General features: G+C 66.2%; 17 protein-coding genes. 10 read left to right on the top strand and 7 right to left on the bottom strand.

What is annotated here, in order from left to right; translation table 11 throughout:
* The first annotated feature begins 14 nt into the window (after positions 1-14).
* Positions 15-632 (top strand): Pr6Pr family membrane protein, encoded by a 618-nt coding sequence (locus tag CR919_RS19655; protein WP_099821457.1) that lies wholly within the window; start codon positions 15-17, stop codon positions 630-632.
* Here the strand turns inward: CR919_RS19655 and CR919_RS19650 are convergent.
* Together CR919_RS19650 and CR919_RS19645 are read right to left on the bottom strand one after the other, a co-directional pair.
* Entirely contained in the window at positions 553-1431 is an 879-nt protein-coding gene (locus tag CR919_RS19650; protein WP_099821456.1) for a DUF72 domain-containing protein, read from the bottom strand. The two genes, CR919_RS19655 and CR919_RS19650, sit on opposite strands and share 80 nt — an antisense overlap.
* Positions 1428-1871 carry a VOC family protein gene (locus CR919_RS19645; protein ID WP_099821455.1) on the bottom strand — a complete coding sequence of 148 codons (444 nt, stop codon included), beginning with the start codon at positions 1869-1871 and terminating at the stop codon, positions 1428-1430. The genes CR919_RS19650 and CR919_RS19645 overlap by 4 nt, the downstream gene beginning before the upstream one ends.
* Positions 1872-1981: 110 nt before the next feature.
* Here CR919_RS19645 and CR919_RS19640 point away from each other — a divergent pair, with 110 nt between their 5' ends.
* From CR919_RS19640 to CR919_RS19630, 3 genes are all read left to right on the top strand, one after another.
* Positions 1982-3541, top strand: a complete 1560-nt coding sequence (locus CR919_RS19640; protein ID WP_099821454.1) for a serine hydrolase — start codon at positions 1982-1984, stop codon at positions 3539-3541.
* A 197-nt stretch (positions 3542-3738) separates the two neighbouring features.
* Entirely contained in the window at positions 3739-5571 is a 1833-nt protein-coding gene (gene smrA / locus CR919_RS19635; protein ID WP_099821453.1) for a multidrug efflux ABC transporter SmrA, read from the top strand.
* 106 nt (positions 5572-5677) lie between these two features.
* Complete coding sequence (locus tag CR919_RS19630) at positions 5678-5914, top strand: hypothetical protein (RefSeq protein WP_243380346.1); 237 nt, start codon at positions 5678-5680, stop codon at positions 5912-5914.
* A gap of 129 nt (positions 5915-6043) precedes the next feature.
* Here CR919_RS19630 and CR919_RS19625 read toward each other — a convergent pair whose 3' ends face one another.
* A complete protein-coding gene (locus CR919_RS19625; RefSeq protein ID WP_099821451.1) occupies positions 6044-7852 on the bottom strand; it encodes a DUF885 domain-containing protein in 1809 nt (602 codons plus the stop codon).
* A gap of 112 nt (positions 7853-7964) precedes the next feature.
* On the opposite strand from CR919_RS19625, the gene CR919_RS19620 reads away from it, so the two are divergent.
* Both CR919_RS19620 and CR919_RS19615 read left to right on the top strand, forming a co-directional pair.
* A complete protein-coding gene (locus tag CR919_RS19620; protein ID WP_099821450.1) occupies positions 7965-8321 on the top strand; it encodes a GFA family protein in 357 nt (118 codons plus the stop codon).
* Positions 8318-9121 carry a DUF4349 domain-containing protein gene (locus tag CR919_RS19615; RefSeq protein ID WP_099821449.1) on the top strand — a complete coding sequence of 268 codons (804 nt, stop codon included), beginning with the start codon at positions 8318-8320 and terminating at the stop codon, positions 9119-9121. The genes CR919_RS19620 and CR919_RS19615 overlap by 4 nt, the downstream gene beginning before the upstream one ends.
* A gap of 86 nt (positions 9122-9207) precedes the next feature.
* Here CR919_RS19615 and CR919_RS19610 read toward each other — a convergent pair whose 3' ends face one another.
* Together CR919_RS19610 and CR919_RS19605 are read right to left on the bottom strand one after the other, a co-directional pair.
* Complete coding sequence (locus CR919_RS19610; RefSeq protein ID WP_099821448.1) at positions 9208-9501, bottom strand: hypothetical protein; 294 nt, start codon at positions 9499-9501, stop codon at positions 9208-9210.
* A gap of 69 nt (positions 9502-9570) precedes the next feature.
* Positions 9571-10515 carry a LysR substrate-binding domain-containing protein gene (locus CR919_RS19605; RefSeq protein WP_099821447.1) on the bottom strand — a complete coding sequence of 315 codons (945 nt, stop codon included), beginning with the start codon at positions 10513-10515 and terminating at the stop codon, positions 9571-9573.
* Between the two features lie 116 nt (positions 10516-10631).
* Between CR919_RS19605 and CR919_RS19600 the strand changes: the two genes are divergently transcribed.
* Entirely contained in the window at positions 10632-11504 is an 873-nt protein-coding gene (locus CR919_RS19600) for a DMT family transporter (protein WP_099821446.1), read from the top strand.
* A 240-nt stretch (positions 11505-11744) separates the two neighbouring features.
* On the opposite strand, the gene CR919_RS19595 is transcribed toward CR919_RS19600, so the two are convergent.
* Positions 11745-12659, bottom strand: coding sequence for a peptidylprolyl isomerase (locus CR919_RS19595; protein ID WP_099821445.1), 915 nt, complete (start codon positions 12657-12659; stop codon positions 11745-11747).
* A 130-nt stretch (positions 12660-12789) separates the two neighbouring features.
* Between CR919_RS19595 and CR919_RS19590 the strand changes: the two genes are divergently transcribed.
* The 3 genes from CR919_RS19590 (at position 12790) to CR919_RS19580 (ending at position 15712) form a co-directional block, all read left to right on the top strand.
* Entirely contained in the window at positions 12790-14268 is a 1479-nt protein-coding gene (locus tag CR919_RS19590; protein WP_099821444.1) for a HEAT repeat domain-containing protein, read from the top strand.
* Between the two features lie 92 nt (positions 14269-14360).
* Complete coding sequence (locus CR919_RS19585; RefSeq protein ID WP_099821443.1) at positions 14361-14726, top strand: PadR family transcriptional regulator; 366 nt, start codon at positions 14361-14363, stop codon at positions 14724-14726.
* A complete protein-coding gene (locus CR919_RS19580; protein ID WP_099821442.1) occupies positions 14723-15712 on the top strand; it encodes a sensor domain-containing protein in 990 nt (329 codons plus the stop codon). Before CR919_RS19585 ends, CR919_RS19580 begins: the two co-directional genes overlap by 4 nt.
* A gap of 111 nt (positions 15713-15823) precedes the next feature.
* On the opposite strand, the gene phaZ is transcribed toward CR919_RS19580, so the two are convergent.
* Entirely contained in the window at positions 15824-17131 is a 1308-nt protein-coding gene (gene phaZ, locus CR919_RS19575) for a polyhydroxyalkanoate depolymerase (RefSeq protein ID WP_099821441.1), read from the bottom strand.
* Between the last annotated feature and the right edge of the window lie 16 nt (positions 17132-17147).

The raw sequence follows: 17147 nt of genomic DNA, 5'->3' as shown, positions 1-17147 counted from the left end.
CGAGGGAGCCGTGCATGCCTGCTGCCCGTTTTCTTCTGCTGCGCGGCTGGGCGCTGTTGACCGCGCTGGTCGCGGCAGCATCGCTGCTGCTGCAGTTCGCCCTGCTGATGCGCGGCATCGGCGCCAGCCTGGGACCCGGCGTGGCGAGCCTGCGCTTCCTCAGCTACTTCACCATCCTCAGCAATCTGGCCGTGTGCCTGGGCTGCGTCTGGCTCTGCAGCGGCCGCACCCTGCGACCGGCGGTGGCCGCCACCCTGGCCCTGTGCATCGGCGTCACCGGCCTGATCTATCTGCTGGCGCTGCAGGGGCTGTGGCAACCAACTGGCCTGCAATGGTGGGCCGATGTCGGTCTGCACTACGTGGTGCCGCTGTTGTATCTGGCCGGTTGGGCGGGGCTGCTGCCTCATGGTGGCCTGCGCTGGCGTGCGTTGGGCGCGGTGCTGCTGGTGCCGCTGGCCTACCTGGGCTGGGCGATGCTCACGGCCTCGTGGCTGGGCAGCGCCCCGTATCCCTTCCTGGACGTGCAGCGGATCGGTTCGCGTGCATTCGGCCTCAGCGTACTGCGCGTCGGCGCGGTGTTCGTGCTGGGCTGGACACTGCTGTGGGCCGTGGATCGCTGGCGCCGTCGTTGAGCCGTTGCAGCGCCATCGCCGCCGCCGGGTTGCGTGCCTTGCCGGCGCCGATGCACAGCAGGTAGACCTCGCGCGGTGTGGCAGGGGCCGGTGGGGCCAGGCAGGGCAGGTCATCGACCGCCTCGCCTCGCGCCCAGCACCGCGCGCGACCGGCCCAGCGCTGCTGCATCGGCAGGGGAAGACCTTCGCTCAGCCGGGCCTGGCTGCGCTTGATCCGTGCGTAGACGAAGGCGGCGGTGAGGTCGCCGTGCAACGGTGACTCGTCGCTGTCTTCGATCACCAGCGCCACGCCATGCCGGCGCGCCGCTTCAACCAGTTCCGGCCCATGCAGGCTGGCGTTGCGCACCTCCAGCGCATGCTGCAGCACCGTTCCCTCCCGCTGCTGTGGCAGCTGTGCCATGAAGGCGTCCAGCGCCTTGGCATCGGCCGGGTGCTGCGGGTCGAACTGCCAGAGCAACGGGCCGAGCCGGTCGCCGAGAGCGATGGCTGCCTGCAGGAACGCGCCAGCCGCCTCGATCGTGGACGACAGGTCGCGGCGCTGCACCAGGTGGCGCGGCGCCTTCATCGAGAAACGGAAACCCTGCGGCGTCTGCGCGGCCCATTGCGCACACTGGACCGCTGTCGGGGTGCGGTAGAAGGTGCCGTTGATTTCGATGCAGCGCAACGCGCGACTGGCGTAGGCCAGCTCTTCGCGCTGGATCAACCCTTGTGGATAGAAGGCGCCGCCACGCCACTGCGGGAACACCCAGCCGCCGATGCCGCAGCGGACCGGCATCGCAGACGCGGCTCGTGCCGTCATTGCGTGTGTTCCGCCCGCCACGGATCGTAACTGCCGAACCACCACAGGTAGCCTTCCGGGTCGGCGCAGGCATAGCCACGTCCACCGTAGGCCTGGTCGGCAATGTCGATGACGATGCGTGCACCGGCGGCCTTGGCCCGCGCGTAGTGGGCGTCGGCGTCGGTGACGATCACGCAGGCGCTCTGGGTCTGCCGGCCACCGACGTCATCGGGCATCACTGCCAGCTTGGCCCATTCGCCGCTGTTGCTGGCAGATCCGAGCATGATCATGCCCTGGCCGAACACCAGCTGTGCGTGGTGCACCGTATCGCCGTCGGCGTACACGGCCTGCGCGTGGAAGCCGAACGCGCGCTGCAGCCAGTCGATGGCGGCCAGCGCGTCGCGGTAGCGCAGGCACGGAATGATGGTGGAGCCGTTGCTGCTCTGGCCGTTCGCACCCATGACACCCCTCCTATGGCACAGGGCAGGCTGCACCCGGGACCGTTACCATCGCGCGAAACCCCGGTGACGGCCTGCACATGGCCGCTACCCCTGTTCGGAGATGGTGCTGGATGAAAACCTGGATCGGAGGAGCCGTGCTGCTTGCGTGCACGACCATGGCCAATGCGGCGACGCCGCAGCAGCTGCAGGAGCTGGATGCGACCGTCGAGCGCGTGCGCGCGCAGTTCGACGTGCCCGGTATCGCCGTGGCCGTGGTCAAGGACGGGCAGGTGGTACTGGAACGTGGCTGGGGCGTGCGTGAACTGGGCAAGCCGGCGCCGGTCGAGGCCGACACCCTGTTCGCCATCGCCTCCAACACCAAGGCCTTTACTGCCACCTCGCTGAATCTGCTGGCCGAGGACGGCAAGCTGAAGATGGACGACAAGGTGATCGATCACCTGCCATCGTTCCGCATGTCCGATCCGTTCGTGACCGGGCAGATGACGATCCGCGACCTGCTGTCGCACCGCAGTGGCCTGAGTCTGGGCGCGGGCGACCTGCTGTTCTGGCCGACCACCTCCTACAGCAATGCCGAAGTCGTGCAGCGCCTTGGCCAGGTGCCGCTGAAAGGTGGTTTCCGCGAGCGCTATGCCTACGACAACATCCTGTATGCGGTCGCCCAGCAGGTGGTCGAGCACGTGTCGGGCATGAGCTACCAGCAGTTCCTGCAGACGCGCATCTTCGACAAGGTCGGCATGGCCGGCACGCGCTACAACGCCGATCACCTCAAGGCCGGCGACAAGGCTGCGACCGGTCACGCCAAGTACGATTTCAAGGACCTGCGTACCGTTGCACCGTTGACCTGGTCGAACAACGCCGGTGCCGGTGGCATCTATTCCAGTGCCCACGACATGGCGCGCTGGATGCAGGTGCAGCTGGCTGAAGGCAAGCTGGCCGATGGCACGCCGCTGTTCACAGCCAAGAGCCAGCAGCAGATGTGGCAGATGATCACGCCGCAGACGATTCCGGCGCCGAGCGTACCGGAGCTGGCGCCGGCGCGGGCCAACTTTGCCGGCTATGGCGAGGGCTGGAGCCTGAGCGACTATCGCGGCAAGAAGCTGGTCTGGCACACCGGTGGCTGGCCGGGCATGGTTTCGCGGCTGACGCTGGTGCCGGGCGAGAAGCTGGGCGTGGTGGTGCTGACCAACCAGGAAGTGGGTGCGGCATTCAATGCGATCACGCTGAGCGTGCTTGATGCCTACCTGGGCGGTGAAAAGCACGACTGGGTGGATGCCTATGCCAAGGGCGTGGCCAAGGGCCAGGACAAGGCCGACGAAGCGTGGGCCAAGCACCAGGCGGAGCGTGACAAGGGCAGCAGGCCGTCATTGCCGCTGGCCGGGTATGCGGCCACCTACCGCGACCGCTGGTATGGCGACATGGTCATCCGTGCGGAAGGCAAGGACCTGCGGCTGCGCTTCGCAAAGACGGCACAGCTCAGCGGCCGCCTGGAACACTGGCAGCACGACACCTTCATCGTGCGCTGGGATGATCGCTCGCTCAATGCCGATGCGTTCGTGAATTTCAGCCTGGACCCGGATGGAAACGTGCGCGAGGTGCGCATGCAGCCGATCTCCGACCTGACCGATTTCAGCTTCGACTTCCAGGATCTGCTGTTCACCCCGGTGAAATAACACCGCCGGGCATTGCGCGGCGCTACCGTTTGGCGGAGCGGATTGGTAGCGCCGGACCACGTCCGGCGAGCGCGTAGCGCGGTTGCAGGGGAGCCGCCGGGTATGGCCCGGCGCTACCCGGAACCGGTGGTGTTCGTCGGCCGGCGTACACACGCGGCGTGGGATACTCCGCCGGCTATCGATGGCGAGGGAATGCGATGTTCCGTTGGTTTGAATCCCTGATTCCGGTGTTTCCGCCCATTGACGGGCGCATGCCGCCGCGCACGGTGGTGCCGTTCTACCTGCACTACCTGCGACCGGTGTGGCCGGTGCTGCTGGCCACCCTGATCGCCGGCCTGCTGCTGGCGCTGGTGGAAGTGGCGATGTTCGATTTCCTCGGCCGCATCGTCGACATGGTTGCCGAGCAGCCGGGCGCGGGTTTCTTCCAGCGCCACGCCGATACCTTGGGCTGGATGCTGTTCATCACGGTCATCGCGCGCCCGATCCTGGTCGGCCTGCACAACCTGCTGGTCAACCAGGCCATCGTGCCGGGCCTGAGCAATCGCTCGCGCTGGCTGATGCACAACTACGTGGTGCGGCAGAGCCTGAGTTTCTTCCAGAACGACTTCGCCGGCAGCATGGCCAACCGGGTGATGCAGACCGGTACCTCGCTGCGCGAGTCGGCGGTGCAGATGGTCGATTCGCTGTGGTACATCGTGGTCTACACCGGCACCGCGCTGTACCTGTTCGCACAGGCCGACTGGCGGCTGATGGTGCCGCTGATCCTGTGGCTGCTGGCCTACGTGGTGATCATGATCTACTTCGTGCCGCGCGCGAAGGAACGCGCCTGGATCGCATCGGAGGCGCGCTCCAAGGCGATGGGACGCATCGTCGACGGCTACACCAACATTCCCACGCTGAAGCTGTTCGCCCATGGCGGCCGCGAGCAGGCCTATGTCGCCGATTCGATCCAGGAACTGGCGGTCAAGCACCGCGCGCAGACCCGGATCACCACTGGCATGGACCTGACCATCGCCATCGTCAACGGGTTCCTCATCGCCGGAACCTGTGGTCTTGCGCTGTGGCTGTGGAACGGCGGACACATCACTGTCGGCGCGATCACCCTGGCGACCGGCCTGGTGATCCGCATCCACAACATGTCCGGTTGGATCATGTGGACCATCAACGGCATCTTCGAGGACATCGGCACCGTGCAGGATGGCATCACCACCATCGCCCAGCCGCTGACCGTGCAGGACCGCGAGGATGCTGTACCGCTGCGGGTGACCCGTGGCGGCGTGCACTTCCAGGATGTCCATTTCCACTACGGCAAGAAGGGTGGCGTGATCGCTGGCCTTGAGCTGGTGGTGAAGCCGGGCGAGAAGATCGGCCTGGTCGGCCCGTCCGGTGCCGGCAAGTCGACGCTGGTCAACGTGCTGCTGCGGCTGTACGACCTGGAAAGCGGGCGCATCCTGATCGACGACCAGGACATCGCCTACGTCACCCAGGAAAGCCTGCGCCAGCAGATCGGTGTGGTGACGCAGGACACCTCGCTGCTGCACCGCTCGATCCGCGACAACCTGCTGTACGGCCGCCCGGATGCCAGCGACGAGCAGCTGCGCGCGGCGGTGGCCAAGGCGCGCGCAGAGGCCTTCATCGATACGCTGGTCGACGGCGAAGGGCGTCGTGGCTACGACGCGCACGTCGGCGAGCGCGGGGTGAAGCTGTCCGGTGGCCAACGCCAGCGCATCGCCATTGCCCGTGTGCTGCTGAAGGACGCGCCGATCCTGGTGCTGGACGAGGCCACCTCGGCGCTGGACTCGGAAGTGGAAGCGGCGATCCAGGACAACCTGGACGAACTGATGGGTGGCAAGACGGTGATCGCGATCGCCCACCGCCTGTCGACCATCGCGCGGATGGACCGGCTGGTGGTGATGGACCAGGGCCGTATCGTCGAGACCGGTACCCATGCCGAGCTGATCGAGGCCGGTGGACTGTACGCGCGCTTGTGGGCGCGGCAGACCGGTGGGTTTGTCGCCGCCGGGGAGTAGATCCACGCCATGCGTGGATGCACCGCTCGGAAGGCAATGCTCCACAGGGTTGGTTGAAAGGAAGCTGGGCTGATTTCTTGCTGCCAAGACCATGAAAAGGTGCGCCTTGAACATTACCGACTTTCTGCTGATGGACTATGAGGGTGCTGAAATCGAAGCGGATGCGCATGGCAGCAACATCGCATTCCTCTGCTTCGACTGCGGGCATCCAGTCCTGGCCAGCGCGTTGGATGAGCAGCGGGGCAGCGACGAGGAGCATCCGTCCAAATGCCGTGGCTGCGGTGCAGAGTATTTTCTCGATGTCCGGCCACACGCGGAAAAACTCTACATCCACATGCTTTGAACCGACGAGCATCCACGCATGGCGTGGATCTACTGCAGGATCCGGGTGGATGGGATGCGCCTGCACACATGGAAATGAAAACGGCCCGGGTCTCCCCGGGCCGTTTTCATTCAACTCACACCTGACCGATCACTCGATCGGCTGGTCCAGCATCAACTGGCGCGCGAAGCGCACCGGCGGTGCGCCGTAGGACAGCATCTGGTCGTGGTAGGCCTTCAGGTTGAACTTGTCACCCAGCTTGTCCTGCATCGCCTTGCGGGTGTCGAAGTGTTCCTGCGCACCGACGAAGTAGGTCGGCAGCTGTGCCGAGGTCAGCTGCGCACGCACCCACTTGCCCGAGGCTTCGCTTTCCTGCTGGAAGGCGTCGTGGGTCATCAGGTGCATCGCCTTCTCGCGATCCCAGTTGTCCACGTGCACGCCCTGGTCGAGGATCGCGTTGGAGATCGTGCGCAGGTAGAACTTCAGCTGCACCAGGTGGAACAGCGGGTCGTTGTTGAGATAACCCTGCTCCTGCATCATGCGCTCGGTGTAGACCGCCCAGCCTTCGGCGAACAGGCCCGAACGCAGCACGGCACGCAGGGTGGAGGGGAACTTGGCCGAGTGCCAGCCTTCCAGGTAGTGGCCCGGGGTGCCTTCGTGGATGCTCAGCAGGTGGATCATGCGCGAGTTGTACTCACGCAGGAACGAGTCAACCTGCTTGTCGTTCCAGTCGTCGGGAATCGGCGAGACGGCGTAGAAGGTCTTCAGGTTCTTGTCCAGCGGGCCCGGCGAATCGCAGTAGGCCACGGCCACGCCACGCTGGAATTCCGGCATCAGGATGATGTCCACCGGCGCGTCGGGCAGGGTCATCAGGTCGTGCTCGCGGACGAACGCGGTGGACTGCTCCAGTGCGGCCTTGGCATCGTCGACCACCTTGTCGCGCGCCGGCTTGTCAGCGTAGGCCAGCTCCAGCGCGGCCTCGATCGCCTTCTGCTGCTGCTCGTCGCTCGGCTGCGCCGGCATGTCCGGTGCGCCCGGCTTGTCCTTCAGCACCGTCTGCGCGATGCCGTACATGTCCTCGCGTACGCGCTTCAGTTCGGCGCGTGCACGCTCACCGATCTCCTGCCGCGACAGCGAGGAATTCAGCGCGAACTTCAGCTTCTGGTCGTACTTTTCCGCACCGATGCGGAAGTCACCCTTGGCGTTCGGCACCAGGGTCTTGTCCAGCCAGGTCTGCTGCTCGTCCACGGCCTTCTTCAGGCCATCGATGGCGGCCTGCAGGCGCTGCTGGTCGGCCTGCGGCAACTCGCCGATGTGCGGGGTGATGAAGGTATCGACGATGCTGAGGATGCCCTTGTTCTGCTTGGCCACGGTCTCGGCATGGATCTTCGGCACGCGTGCCGGATCCAGGTTCTCGCGGGCCTGGGCGAAGATCGCCGGCAGCTTTTCCATGCGCGCGGTGGCCGACTTCAGGCGCTCCGGCAGCGGCGCGAACTCGCGCGCCATCAGGCCGTAGATCGCGCTGCCGGCAATGCCGTTGTACAACTGCGGGTCCCACTTGCCGGACTGCATCACCTCGGCATTCCAGATTTCCGACTGCAGCTGGTTGCGCAGGATCGCGGCATCCACCTGGTTCTCGCGGCCCAGCTTGGCCACCTCGATCTTGTCCAGTTCGCCCAGCAGGCCCTTGTAGGCGTCCACGGTCTTCTGCTGGCCGGCCGCGCTCAGGTCGTCGATCTCGCCGTCATAGCGGTGGTCGCCGATCTGGGTGGCGCTGACCGGGGACAGCTGCATCCAGGTGTCCAGGGCACGCTTGGACAGGTCGGCGAAGGCGGCATCGACCGCTGCATCACCGGCCTGCTGGCTGGCGGCCGGGGTGGAACCGTTGGTCGGGGCGTCGGCGGGCTGGCAACCGGCGAGGGCGGCGACGAGGGCGAGGGCAAGAAGATGCGGGCGCATCGGCATTCCTGTACGGGGTCAATCCCCGAGCATAGGCCCCCGGGGCTGCTTTGTCCCCGTGCCATAGGATTACCATGGGCGCACACAAGGACCCTCCAGCGGAGCGCAGGACATGGAATACCAGGGAAGCTGCCATTGCGGCAGGATCGCATTCACCGTGCAGGCTGATGCACCCATCAGGGACGTCATCGACTGCAACTGCTCGATGTGTCGCCGCCGCGGCAGCCTGCTCTGGTTCGCCCCGCGCGAGGCGTTCCAGCTGGGCACCGATGTCGCCGACGTGGCGACCTACCAGTTCAACACCCACAACATCGATCACCATCACTGCCGCGCGTGCGGCACCGCGCCGTACAGCGAGGCAGTGGACCCGCGTAGTGGCCTGCCGATGGTGGCGATCAACGTGCGCTGCCTGCCGCAGGTCGAGCTGGGTGGATTGTCGATCACCTCGTTCGACGGAGCCTCGCGATGACGGCGCCTCGCGTGTGGACGCGCGTGGTTATCGTGCCGGCATTGCTGCTGGCGCTGGCGGCCTGTGCCAAGAACGGTGAGCGAGCGCAGGAGGCCGGTGCTGTCGCTGCCGATGCCGCTGTCGCTTCGCCGGAAGGCGCCTTCCTGGCCTATGAGCACGATGTGCAGGTGCAGCTGGAAGCGGCGCAGATCGCGCCGCGCATCCAGCGGGTCGCGGAGGCGTGCCAGAACGCGAAGTTCGGTGAGTGCGCGGTGCTGCAGGTGGATCAACGCAGCGGCGAACAGCCCAGTGGCGAGGTCAAGGTACGCATCGCGCCGAAGGGCGTGGAATCGCTGATCGGCCTGGCCGGCGAAGGCGGCACGCTGCAGGCGCGCAACACGCGTGCCGAGGACCTGGCCCAGCAGGTGGCCGACACCGCGCTGACCAAGGCACGCCTGGAGAAGGAGCACGCGCGGCTGCTGTCCTACCAGGACCGTGGCGACCTGAAGATCGAAGATCTGATGGCGATCACCACCCGCCTGTCGGAGATCGAGGCGGGTGTGGAGCAGGCCAGCAAGGACGCCGCCCAGCAGCGCAGGCGCATCGATACCCAGCTGGTGACGATGCATTTCGACACCACCTCGGGCCAGCGCAGCCGCAGCGAGATCGGCGAAGCCCTGAGCGAGTCGGGCAGCATCCTCAGCACCAGCGTGGCATTCCTGATCCGTGCTGCGGCGGCATTGCTGCCGGTGGGTCTGGTGGCGCTGGTGATGGCCTGGATCGTCCGTGCGCTGATCCGTCGTCGCCGCCGCAAAGCCTGATCGACACCGCACGATGCGCTCGCCGGGCAGGGCCCGGCGCTACCGGAATGTGCAGAAGGTAGCGCCGGGCCATGCCCGGCGGACGCTCAGCCTTCGTCGGTCTCGTATTCGACGAACACATCCAGTTCCATCGCCAGTTCCTGCACCGCATCGCGCACCTTCTGCGCGGTGCTTTCGTTGCCCACTTCCACTTCCAGTTCGTGGGTACCCGGGCCGATGTCGTCGGACAGCCCGGCCGAGCTGGAATCATCGTCATCCATGTGCGGCATCAGGTCGTCGGTCTCTTCGACGTGTTCGATGCCTTCCAGGCCGAGCAGCAGGTCGCTGATCGCACGGGCATCGTCTTCGGTTCCGGTAATTCGCAGTCGCAGCAGGGCCATGGCAGAAGCACGTTGTGGGGTTCGCCTGCAGCCTAGCCAGCGCCGGGCAAAGATCGGGTGAGGGCGCAGTCAGCCGGGTGTGCTCGGGCGCCCCAGCAGGCTGTCGGGCAACGCGGGAACCGGCGTGCGTTCGTCCTGCGCCTGGCCCAGCAACCAGTCGATGAACAGCCGCGCGGCAGGGCTGGGCGGCCGCCCTTCGGCATGCACCACGTAGTACGCGTAGCGTGCCTTCAGTGCAGGGCCTGGCAGGCGCACCAGCTCATAGCGCTGCAGATAGGGCTGGGCGACGTGGGTGCGCGCCAGCACCGCGCCCATGCCATACACCGCCGCGCGCATCGCGTCGGTACTGTCGGCGAAGGTGTGCATCGCCGGCAACGGCGACGGCGGGCGCACGCCGGCGTGGCGGAACCAGTCACGCCAGCCCTGTGGTGACAGATCACTGAGCAGCGGCAACTCGGCGATGCGTGCCGGATCTTCCAGGGCTTCGACACCGGGCAGCGCCGGGGACGCCACGGGAAAGAGGTTGTCGTCCATCAGGTGCTGCGCGTGCAGTCCGGGCCACTGGCCCAGTCCATAACGGATGCCCACCTCCGGGCCGTTTTCGTCGTAGCGGTCCAGGCCACTGCCGGTGTGCAGCTCGATGCGGATGTGTGGATGGGCCTGGGTGAAACGCGGCAGCCGTGGCAACAGCCAGCAATACGACAATGAGCGCAGCGTAGCGATCCGCAGCGGCACGCTGTCCGCGTCCGGCTGCAGATGGTGGGCGACGGCGGCGACATCGGTGAACGCGGCGCTGGCGGCGTCGGCCAACTGCCGGCCCTCGGCCGTCAGGCGTACCCCACGCGCATGGCGCAGGAACAGGCGCGTGGCCAGCACCTCTTCCAGACGACGCACATGGTGGCTGACCGCGCTCGCGGTCAGATGCAGTTCCTGCGCCGCCTGGGCGAAGTTCTGATGGCGCGCGGCGACCGCGAACACGGCCAGTGCAGGGAGCAGGGAAGGGCGTAGCAGCATGTCCAGCCTCAAGCCATATTTGTGGCTGGCAGCGATACTACGCGCTTGTGCAGCGGGCGTCTGCGGCCGATCCTGTGTGGCCAGACCAGCGCCACGTTGACGGACGGACACAGAAGATGAATGCGATATCCCAGGCGACCGAGCGTGATTGGCGCACACCGCTGGAATTGACCCTGCTCGGCGCGATCTGGGGCTGCTCGTTCCTGTTCATGCGCGTGGCGGTGCCCTCGTTCGGTCCGTTCGCCTTGGTCGAGGTGCGGCTGGTGCTGGGCGCACTGGTGCTGCTGCCGTTCCTGTGGCGCGCCCGCGCGCAGTTCCCGCCGCGCCGCTGGCTGTGGCTGGCGCCGATCGGTCTGGTCAATTCGGCGTTGCCGTTCGTACTGTTCGCTTACGCCGCAGAGCGTGCGCCGGCTGCCATCGGTGCGATCTGCAATGCAATGACCGTGCTGTTCGCCGCGTTGATTGCGTTCCTGTTCTTCGGCGAAAAGATCGGTATGCGCCGTGCGGGTGCGCTGCTGGTTGGCTTTGCCGGTGTGGTGGTGCTGGCCACGGCCAAGATCTCGGGCCTGAGCATTGGTACCGCTGTGCTGGCCGGTGCGGCGGCGTCCCTGCTGTACGGCCTGGGCGTGAACCTGGTGAAGCGGCACATGACCGGTCTGCCTTCGGCTGCGGCCGCCGCTGCCACGTTGTCGTGCGCCTCATTGTGGTTGTTGCCGATGGCGCTCACGCATCTGCCGCAGGGCCCGATTCCGGGCAAGGCATGGGGTGCGGCGATCGCACTGGGCGTGGTCTGCACCGGATTCGCCTTCCTGATGTTCTATCGCCTGATCGGCCGCATCGGCCCGTCGCGTGCGTCAACGGTGACCTACCTGGTGCCGTTGTTCGGTGCTGCGTTCGCCTGGTTGTTCCTGGGCGAAGCGGTGACGGTGCAGATGTTGATTGCCGGTGCGTTGATTCTGGGCAGCGTCGCGGTCAGCCAGAAGGGCTGAGGCTCATTGGCGCCCACGCATCGGTAGCGCCGGGCCATGCCCGGCGAGCCCTTTTCCGCGGCTACGGGGAGGTGTCACTTTCTTTGCTCGTGCAAAGAAAGTAACCAAAGAAACACGCCGCCACACCGCGAGCCGGCGGAACGTTTCTTTTGGTTACTTTTCTTTGCGTACAAAGAAAAGTAACGCCCATGAACAGTGAAGCACCTTCAGCACGCGCCACGCGCAGAACCCGCGACGGTCTTACTTCACCGGCACCGGGATATTGCACAGGTCGATATGCCCGGCCGGGCGCTTGTAGAAATCATCCACGCGGTTGCGCCGCGCTTCGACCGTATCGGCGAAGGTCTTCGAGTCGGTGCGCAGCACCTGGATCGGCGTGCGTTCGGCCACAGGTACATCACTGACGCGACGGATCGACACGATCGGCGTGCGCAGCTTCGGGTCAGCATAGAAGCCCATCGGTGCCGGTCCACGCGGGATCGCGCTGAGCAGTTCCATGCCCTTCAGCACGCGGCCGACCAGGGTGATGTTGCGGTCCAGCTGGCGCGGCGATTGGCCGGTCACCACGTAGAGTTCTGCACCGATGCTGCTGTCCTCTTCGTTGCTGCGGCCTGCACCCAGCATGCCGTAGCAGTGCGCCAGCCAGGCCTTGCCGGCCTGCGGGTCCTGACCGACCGGGAAGCCGTCGACGAAGCCGGTCTGCGCTGCCCAGCCATCGCGATCCGGCAGCACGCTCACCTTCAAACCGGTATTGGCACGCTCGAACTCGGCTGGCAGCTTGCGCGCGGCATTGCCGAACGGCTTGGCCTTGGCTGCATCGTCGGCTGCATCGTCGGCGTCGGCATCGCCGAACTGCACCACGAAGTTGTCCTGCGAGCGGTAGATGCTGGTGCCGTCCCAGAAGTGCTCGTGGGCGAAGGTCTGGATGTTGGCGACATGGCGCGGGGCGAACTGCGGCGCCAGCTCGATGATCACCCGCCCGGCTGGCAGGTCCATGTACAGCAGGTTGGCCGGGTCCGGCGTGCGCCAGTCGCTGGCCGCCGACGTGTCGAGGATCTGCTGCGGGCTGCGGTAGGGCGTGGCCGCGCTGGCCAGCGAAGGCAGCAGGCAGGCCAGGGCGAGGGCGGTCAGGGCAGGACGGCGACGGTGCGGCATGGGAACCCCGGAACATGAACGAGGCTTCGATTCTGCGCGAGAGTGCGCGCCTGCGCTACGCTGACGTGCTGGCCCCATCCATGCGCGTGCGGCACGATGGTCGTTCTCTCGATGGAGGCACGGGATAGTGATGCCGCACCTTGAAGCGCCCGAAGCCGCACTGCGCGCGATGATCGACCGGATCCTTGTGGGGATCGTCGATGAAGATGTGGACCGTCTGCGCTGGTTGCAGACGTTGTCGCCGCGAGGGCTGTTCAATCTGGATGAGCGGCGACGCAGTTGGTGGGCCCCCAACGATGATGGCCTGCTCGCCCGCCTGCAGGCCTGTCCGGATGCGCCGGTTGAAGTGCAGACGGTGGCGCTGTTCCTGGCAGGCTCGGATGGCAACGGTCACACGCGCGAAGCCGCGTTGCGGATGATGCCCTCGGTGCCCAGCCATCTCACCTTGTCCTGTGCCTTGCTCCGCTGCAATGACTGGGTAGCCGAAGTGCGTGTGGTAGCGCAGGAAGTGGTGATGCCCCTGCTCGGGCAATGCCCGGTGCATGACGTGCTGACTGCCTGGCCGATTGCCGTCCGCTTGCGGGACACACAGCGCGTGCAACGCGATTGGCTCGAGGGCAGCCTGTATGCTTGGCTGTCATTGCCCTCCGCTCAGGCCGTGCTGGAAGGGCTGCTGGGTCATCCAGATGCACGAACCCGGCTGGCAGCCTACGCCATCGCCCTTCAGATCCATCCGGACCTGGCGGAACTGCGCGCACACGCGCTGTTGGACGGTGATCCACATGTCTCGCACCTGGCGCTTGACCACCTTCTGGAACACGGCGAGCCGGCACAGGTCGAAGCGCAGTGCGCGCTAGCATTGTCCGCTCCCTCCAGCAGGGTGCGTGGCGCGGCACTGCGTGCGCTGGTCGAACGCGAAGTACCTGGACTCGATGCGTACATCGAAGCTGCCGCGTTTGACCGTTCGCGCAGCGTGCGCAGGTTGGCGGCGTGGCTGCTTCAACAGCGTCAGGCTACCCCTGCAATCACATTGTGGCGCGATGAGCTCAGGCACCGTACGCGCGGGCGTTGGCGCCAGGCGTTGGAGGCACTGGGCGATTACGCCGAGGCCGGGGATGCGCCTGCATTGCGCAGCCTGTTGCCCCAGGTATCGGCGCGCCATCGACGCAACTGCCTGCGCGGCTGGCTGCGGGCCGAGGACGGTGCCAGCCTGGACTGGCTGCGAGCCGCACTGGAGGAGCAAGGGCGGACCGTGAGCACGCTGCGGGCCCGCGCGACAGCACTGTGGGCCGCGGAGCTGGATCCGGTCCGGCTGATGGCGTTCTGCCACGATGGTCCTTCTGCCGTGGCACAGGCAGGCCTGCTGAGTCAGTTGATCAGGTTGCCCCTTTGGCAGCACCTCGATCTACTGCTGGACGCGGTGCCGCAGCGCACCGATGAGCAAGCCTGGCACCTGCGGTTGGTGGAGAACTGGCTTCGGGTGAGTCAGCACTACTCACCGTTGGGGGCTCCCCGCCGGCAGGCATTGACCAGCCGGCTTGAAGAGGGCAGGCACACCCTGTCGGAATCAGTCGCCGCGCAGGTGCTCGCGTCGGTACGTCGGGCCTGAATGCGCCTCGCCAACCGGCAGAGTGACTAACGACACATTCGCTATACCGAACTTCGCACTACTGTGGACTTCAACGTAGTGGAGGGCCGGTCATGTCCGAAGACGATGTCCACCTGAAGAAGTTCCAGAAGGAGCTCAGTGCTGGCACGGTCTCGTTGGCCCTGCTGGCGGTGCTGGCCCGCGCCGGGGAGCCGCTGTACGGCTACCTGATCGCCAAGGAGCTGGAACGTGTGGGCGAGGGCGTGCTCAGTGGCAAGCAGAGCGCGCTGTACCCGGTGCTGCGCAACCTGGAGGGCGCCGGCCTGCTGGAGAGCCATGTGGAGCCGTCCAGCAGCGGGCCGCCGCGCCGCTACTACCGCATCAACGCGCGTGGCCGGGAGGTGCTGGAGCAATGGCGCCAGGCTTGGCGCGACACCCGTGATTCCGTCGATTCCGTGTTGGAGGGGGTACCGCAATGAACGACCTGAACCTGGCAGGCAACAGCCTGCCCAGCACCATTCCGCAGTACCTGGCGCAGTTGCGTGCGGCGCTGGACGGTGCCGATCCGGCGATGGTGCAGGACGCCCTGTACGACGCCGAGGAATACCTGCGCTCTGAACTGGCAGCGCAACCCGGCCGCAGCGAAGCCGAGGTCATCGCCGATGTCGCCGGCAGCTACGGTGCACCGGACGAGGTGGCGGAGATCTATCGCGAAACCGAGCTCACGGTGAACCGCGCGCTGCGCACGCCGCGGGCCGACACGGGCCCGGTGCTGCGTGCAGCGGCCGAGGCCAGCGGTGCTGCACCGGCGGCGCAGCCGGCAGCCCCCGTGCAACGCTCGCTGCTGGCGCGCTTCTTCGGCGTGGTGACCGACCCGCACACCTACGGCGCGCTGTTCTACATGCTGTTGTCGCTGGCCACCGGCATCTTCTTCTTCACCTGGGTGGTCACCGGCCTGTCGCTGTCGCTGGGCCTGCTGATCCTGATCATCGGCGTGCCGCTGACGGTGCTGTTCTTCGGCTCGGTGCGTGGACTGGCGTTGCTGGAGGGGCGGCTGGTGGAAGCGCTGCTGGGCGAGCGCATGCCGCGCCGGCCGCAGTGCACCGACCGCAGCCGCAGCTGGCTGCAGCGTATCGGCGACATTTTCACCGATGGCCGCACCTGGCTGACCCTGCTGTACTTCGTGCTGATGCTGCCGTTGGGCATCATCTACTTCACCATCGCGGTGACCCTGCTGTCGCTGTCGCTGGGTTTGATCTGGGCACCGGTGGCGGCGATCTTCAGTGGCGACATCCCCGGCATCTACATCAACGACGTGAACGTGCTGCTGATGGCGGCCTCACCGCTGGTGGCCATCGTGGTTGCAGGGGTGGGCGTGTTGCTGCTGCTGCTGACGATGCACCTGGCACGCGGCATCGGTAAGCTGCACGGCATGCTGGCCAAGAACCTGCTGGTGCGGTTGTAACGGGCCCGGGGTCGGATCCCTGTTCTGCGAACAGGGCTCTGACCCCGCATCCCATCATGCTGGGGTCAGAGCCCTTTCCGTTGGAAAGGGATCCGACCCCAAGGCGGGGGGTTACCCCGCCTTGCGGCGCAGCGGGGTGACGTTGCTCTTCTTCTTCGTGGCCTTCGCCGCCGGTGCTTCGGCATGCGCGGCGAAGAAGTCACGCACCTTCGGGTAGACCACTTCGCGCCAGCGGCGGCCGCTGAAGATGCCGTAGTGGCCGGCACCATCGACGATGAAGTGTTCACGGCGTTCTGGCGGAATGCCGCTGCACAGGGCCTGCGCCGCTTCGGTCTGGCCGAGGCCGGCGATATCGTCCAGTTCGCCTTCGATGCTCAGCAACGCGGTATCGCGGATCGCCGACGGATCGACCTTCTCGCCGTTGACCACCCACTCGCCACGCGGCAGCAGGAAGTCCTGGAACACCACGGAAATGGTGTCCAGGTAGTACTTGGCCGGCATGTCCAGCACGGCGTTGTACTCGTCGTAGAAATTGCGATGCGCGTCGGCATCCTCCAGGTCGCCCTTCACCAGGTCGGTGTAGAAATCCCAGTGCGAACTGAAGTGGCGGCTCGGGTTCATCGACAGGAAGCCGGCGTGCTGCAGGAAGCCGGGATACACGCGGCGACCGGCACCGGGATAGCTGGCCGGTACGGTGTGGATGACATTGTTCTCGAACCACGACAGCGGGTTCTGCGTGGCCAGGTTGTTGACCGCGGTCGGGCTGCAGCGCGCATCGATCGGGCCGCCCATCATCACCAGCGTGCGCGGCGTCGGTTCACCGCGGCTGGCCATCAATGACACCGCAGCCAGCACCGGTACGGTCGGCTGGCAGACACTGACCACGTGCAGGCGCTCGACGCCGAGATGGCGGATGAACTCCTGGATGTAGGCGATGTAGTCGTCCAGCCCGAACTCGCCTTCACTGCCGGGCACCATGCGCGCGTCGACCCAGTCGGTCACATACACGCGGTGGTCGCGCAGCAGCGTGCGCACGGTGTCGCGCAGCAGCGTGGCGTGATGGCCCGACAACGGCGCCACCACCAGCACGAACGGCTGGTTGAGCATGGTGTGCAGCTGGTCGGCTTCATTGCTGTGGCGCTTGAAGCGCAGCAGCTTGCAGAACGGCTTGCTGAGTTCCTCGTGCACCACGATCGGCACGCGCTCGCCCTCGACCTCGATTTCGTTGATGCCCCACTCGGGCTTCTCGTAATCCTTGCCGATGCGGTGGAACAGCTCATTGACCGCCGCCAGGCGATCAGCGCCGGGCATCTGCGACCACCAGTGTCCCTGGTTGGCGAAGAACTTGGCGTTGGCCTGGGCCTGGTGCACCCAGGGGGCGAGCAGGTTGCGGGTCAGTTCGTGCAGTTGATAGAGCATGCCGACCGAATATGTA

It is taken from the genome of Stenotrophomonas sp. LMG 10879 (assembly GCF_002750935.1).
Taxonomy (GTDB): Bacteria; Pseudomonadota; Gammaproteobacteria; order Xanthomonadales; family Xanthomonadaceae; genus Stenotrophomonas; species Stenotrophomonas lactitubi_B.
Note: the sequence above shows the minus strand (reverse complement) of the source record. Positions and strands in the feature narration are given on the sequence as shown.

Coding starts and splice junctions, on each gene's coding strand:
- CR919_RS19645 (WP_099821455.1), bottom strand. CDS start 1,871: ATGGGTGCGAACGGCCAGAGCAGCAACGGCTCCACCATCATTCCGTGC.
- CR919_RS19655 (WP_099821457.1), top strand. CDS start 15: ATGCCTGCTGCCCGTTTTCTTCTGCTGCGCGGCTGGGCGCTGTTGACC.
- CR919_RS19650 (WP_099821456.1), bottom strand. CDS start 1,431: ATGACGGCACGAGCCGCGTCTGCGATGCCGGTCCGCTGCGGCATCGGC.
- CR919_RS19615 (WP_099821449.1), top strand. CDS start 8,318: ATGACGGCGCCTCGCGTGTGGACGCGCGTGGTTATCGTGCCGGCATTG.
- CR919_RS19610 (WP_099821448.1), bottom strand. CDS start 9,501: ATGGCCCTGCTGCGACTGCGAATTACCGGAACCGAAGACGATGCCCGT.
- CR919_RS19620 (WP_099821450.1), top strand. CDS start 7,965: ATGGAATACCAGGGAAGCTGCCATTGCGGCAGGATCGCATTCACCGTG.
- CR919_RS19590 (WP_099821444.1), top strand. CDS start 12,790: ATGCCGCACCTTGAAGCGCCCGAAGCCGCACTGCGCGCGATGATCGAC.
- CR919_RS19585 (WP_099821443.1), top strand. CDS start 14,361: ATGTCCGAAGACGATGTCCACCTGAAGAAGTTCCAGAAGGAGCTCAGT.
- smrA (WP_099821453.1), top strand. CDS start 3,739: ATGTTCCGTTGGTTTGAATCCCTGATTCCGGTGTTTCCGCCCATTGAC.
- CR919_RS19600 (WP_099821446.1), top strand. CDS start 10,632: ATGAATGCGATATCCCAGGCGACCGAGCGTGATTGGCGCACACCGCTG.
- phaZ (WP_099821441.1), bottom strand. CDS start 17,131: ATGCTCTATCAACTGCACGAACTGACCCGCAACCTGCTCGCCCCCTGG.
- CR919_RS19605 (WP_099821447.1), bottom strand. CDS start 10,515: ATGCTGCTACGCCCTTCCCTGCTCCCTGCACTGGCCGTGTTCGCGGTC.
- CR919_RS19580 (WP_099821442.1), top strand. CDS start 14,723: ATGAACGACCTGAACCTGGCAGGCAACAGCCTGCCCAGCACCATTCCG.
- CR919_RS19595 (WP_099821445.1), bottom strand. CDS start 12,659: ATGCCGCACCGTCGCCGTCCTGCCCTGACCGCCCTCGCCCTGGCCTGC.
- CR919_RS19640 (WP_099821454.1), top strand. CDS start 1,982: ATGAAAACCTGGATCGGAGGAGCCGTGCTGCTTGCGTGCACGACCATG.
- CR919_RS19625 (WP_099821451.1), bottom strand. CDS start 7,852: ATGCGCCCGCATCTTCTTGCCCTCGCCCTCGTCGCCGCCCTCGCCGGT.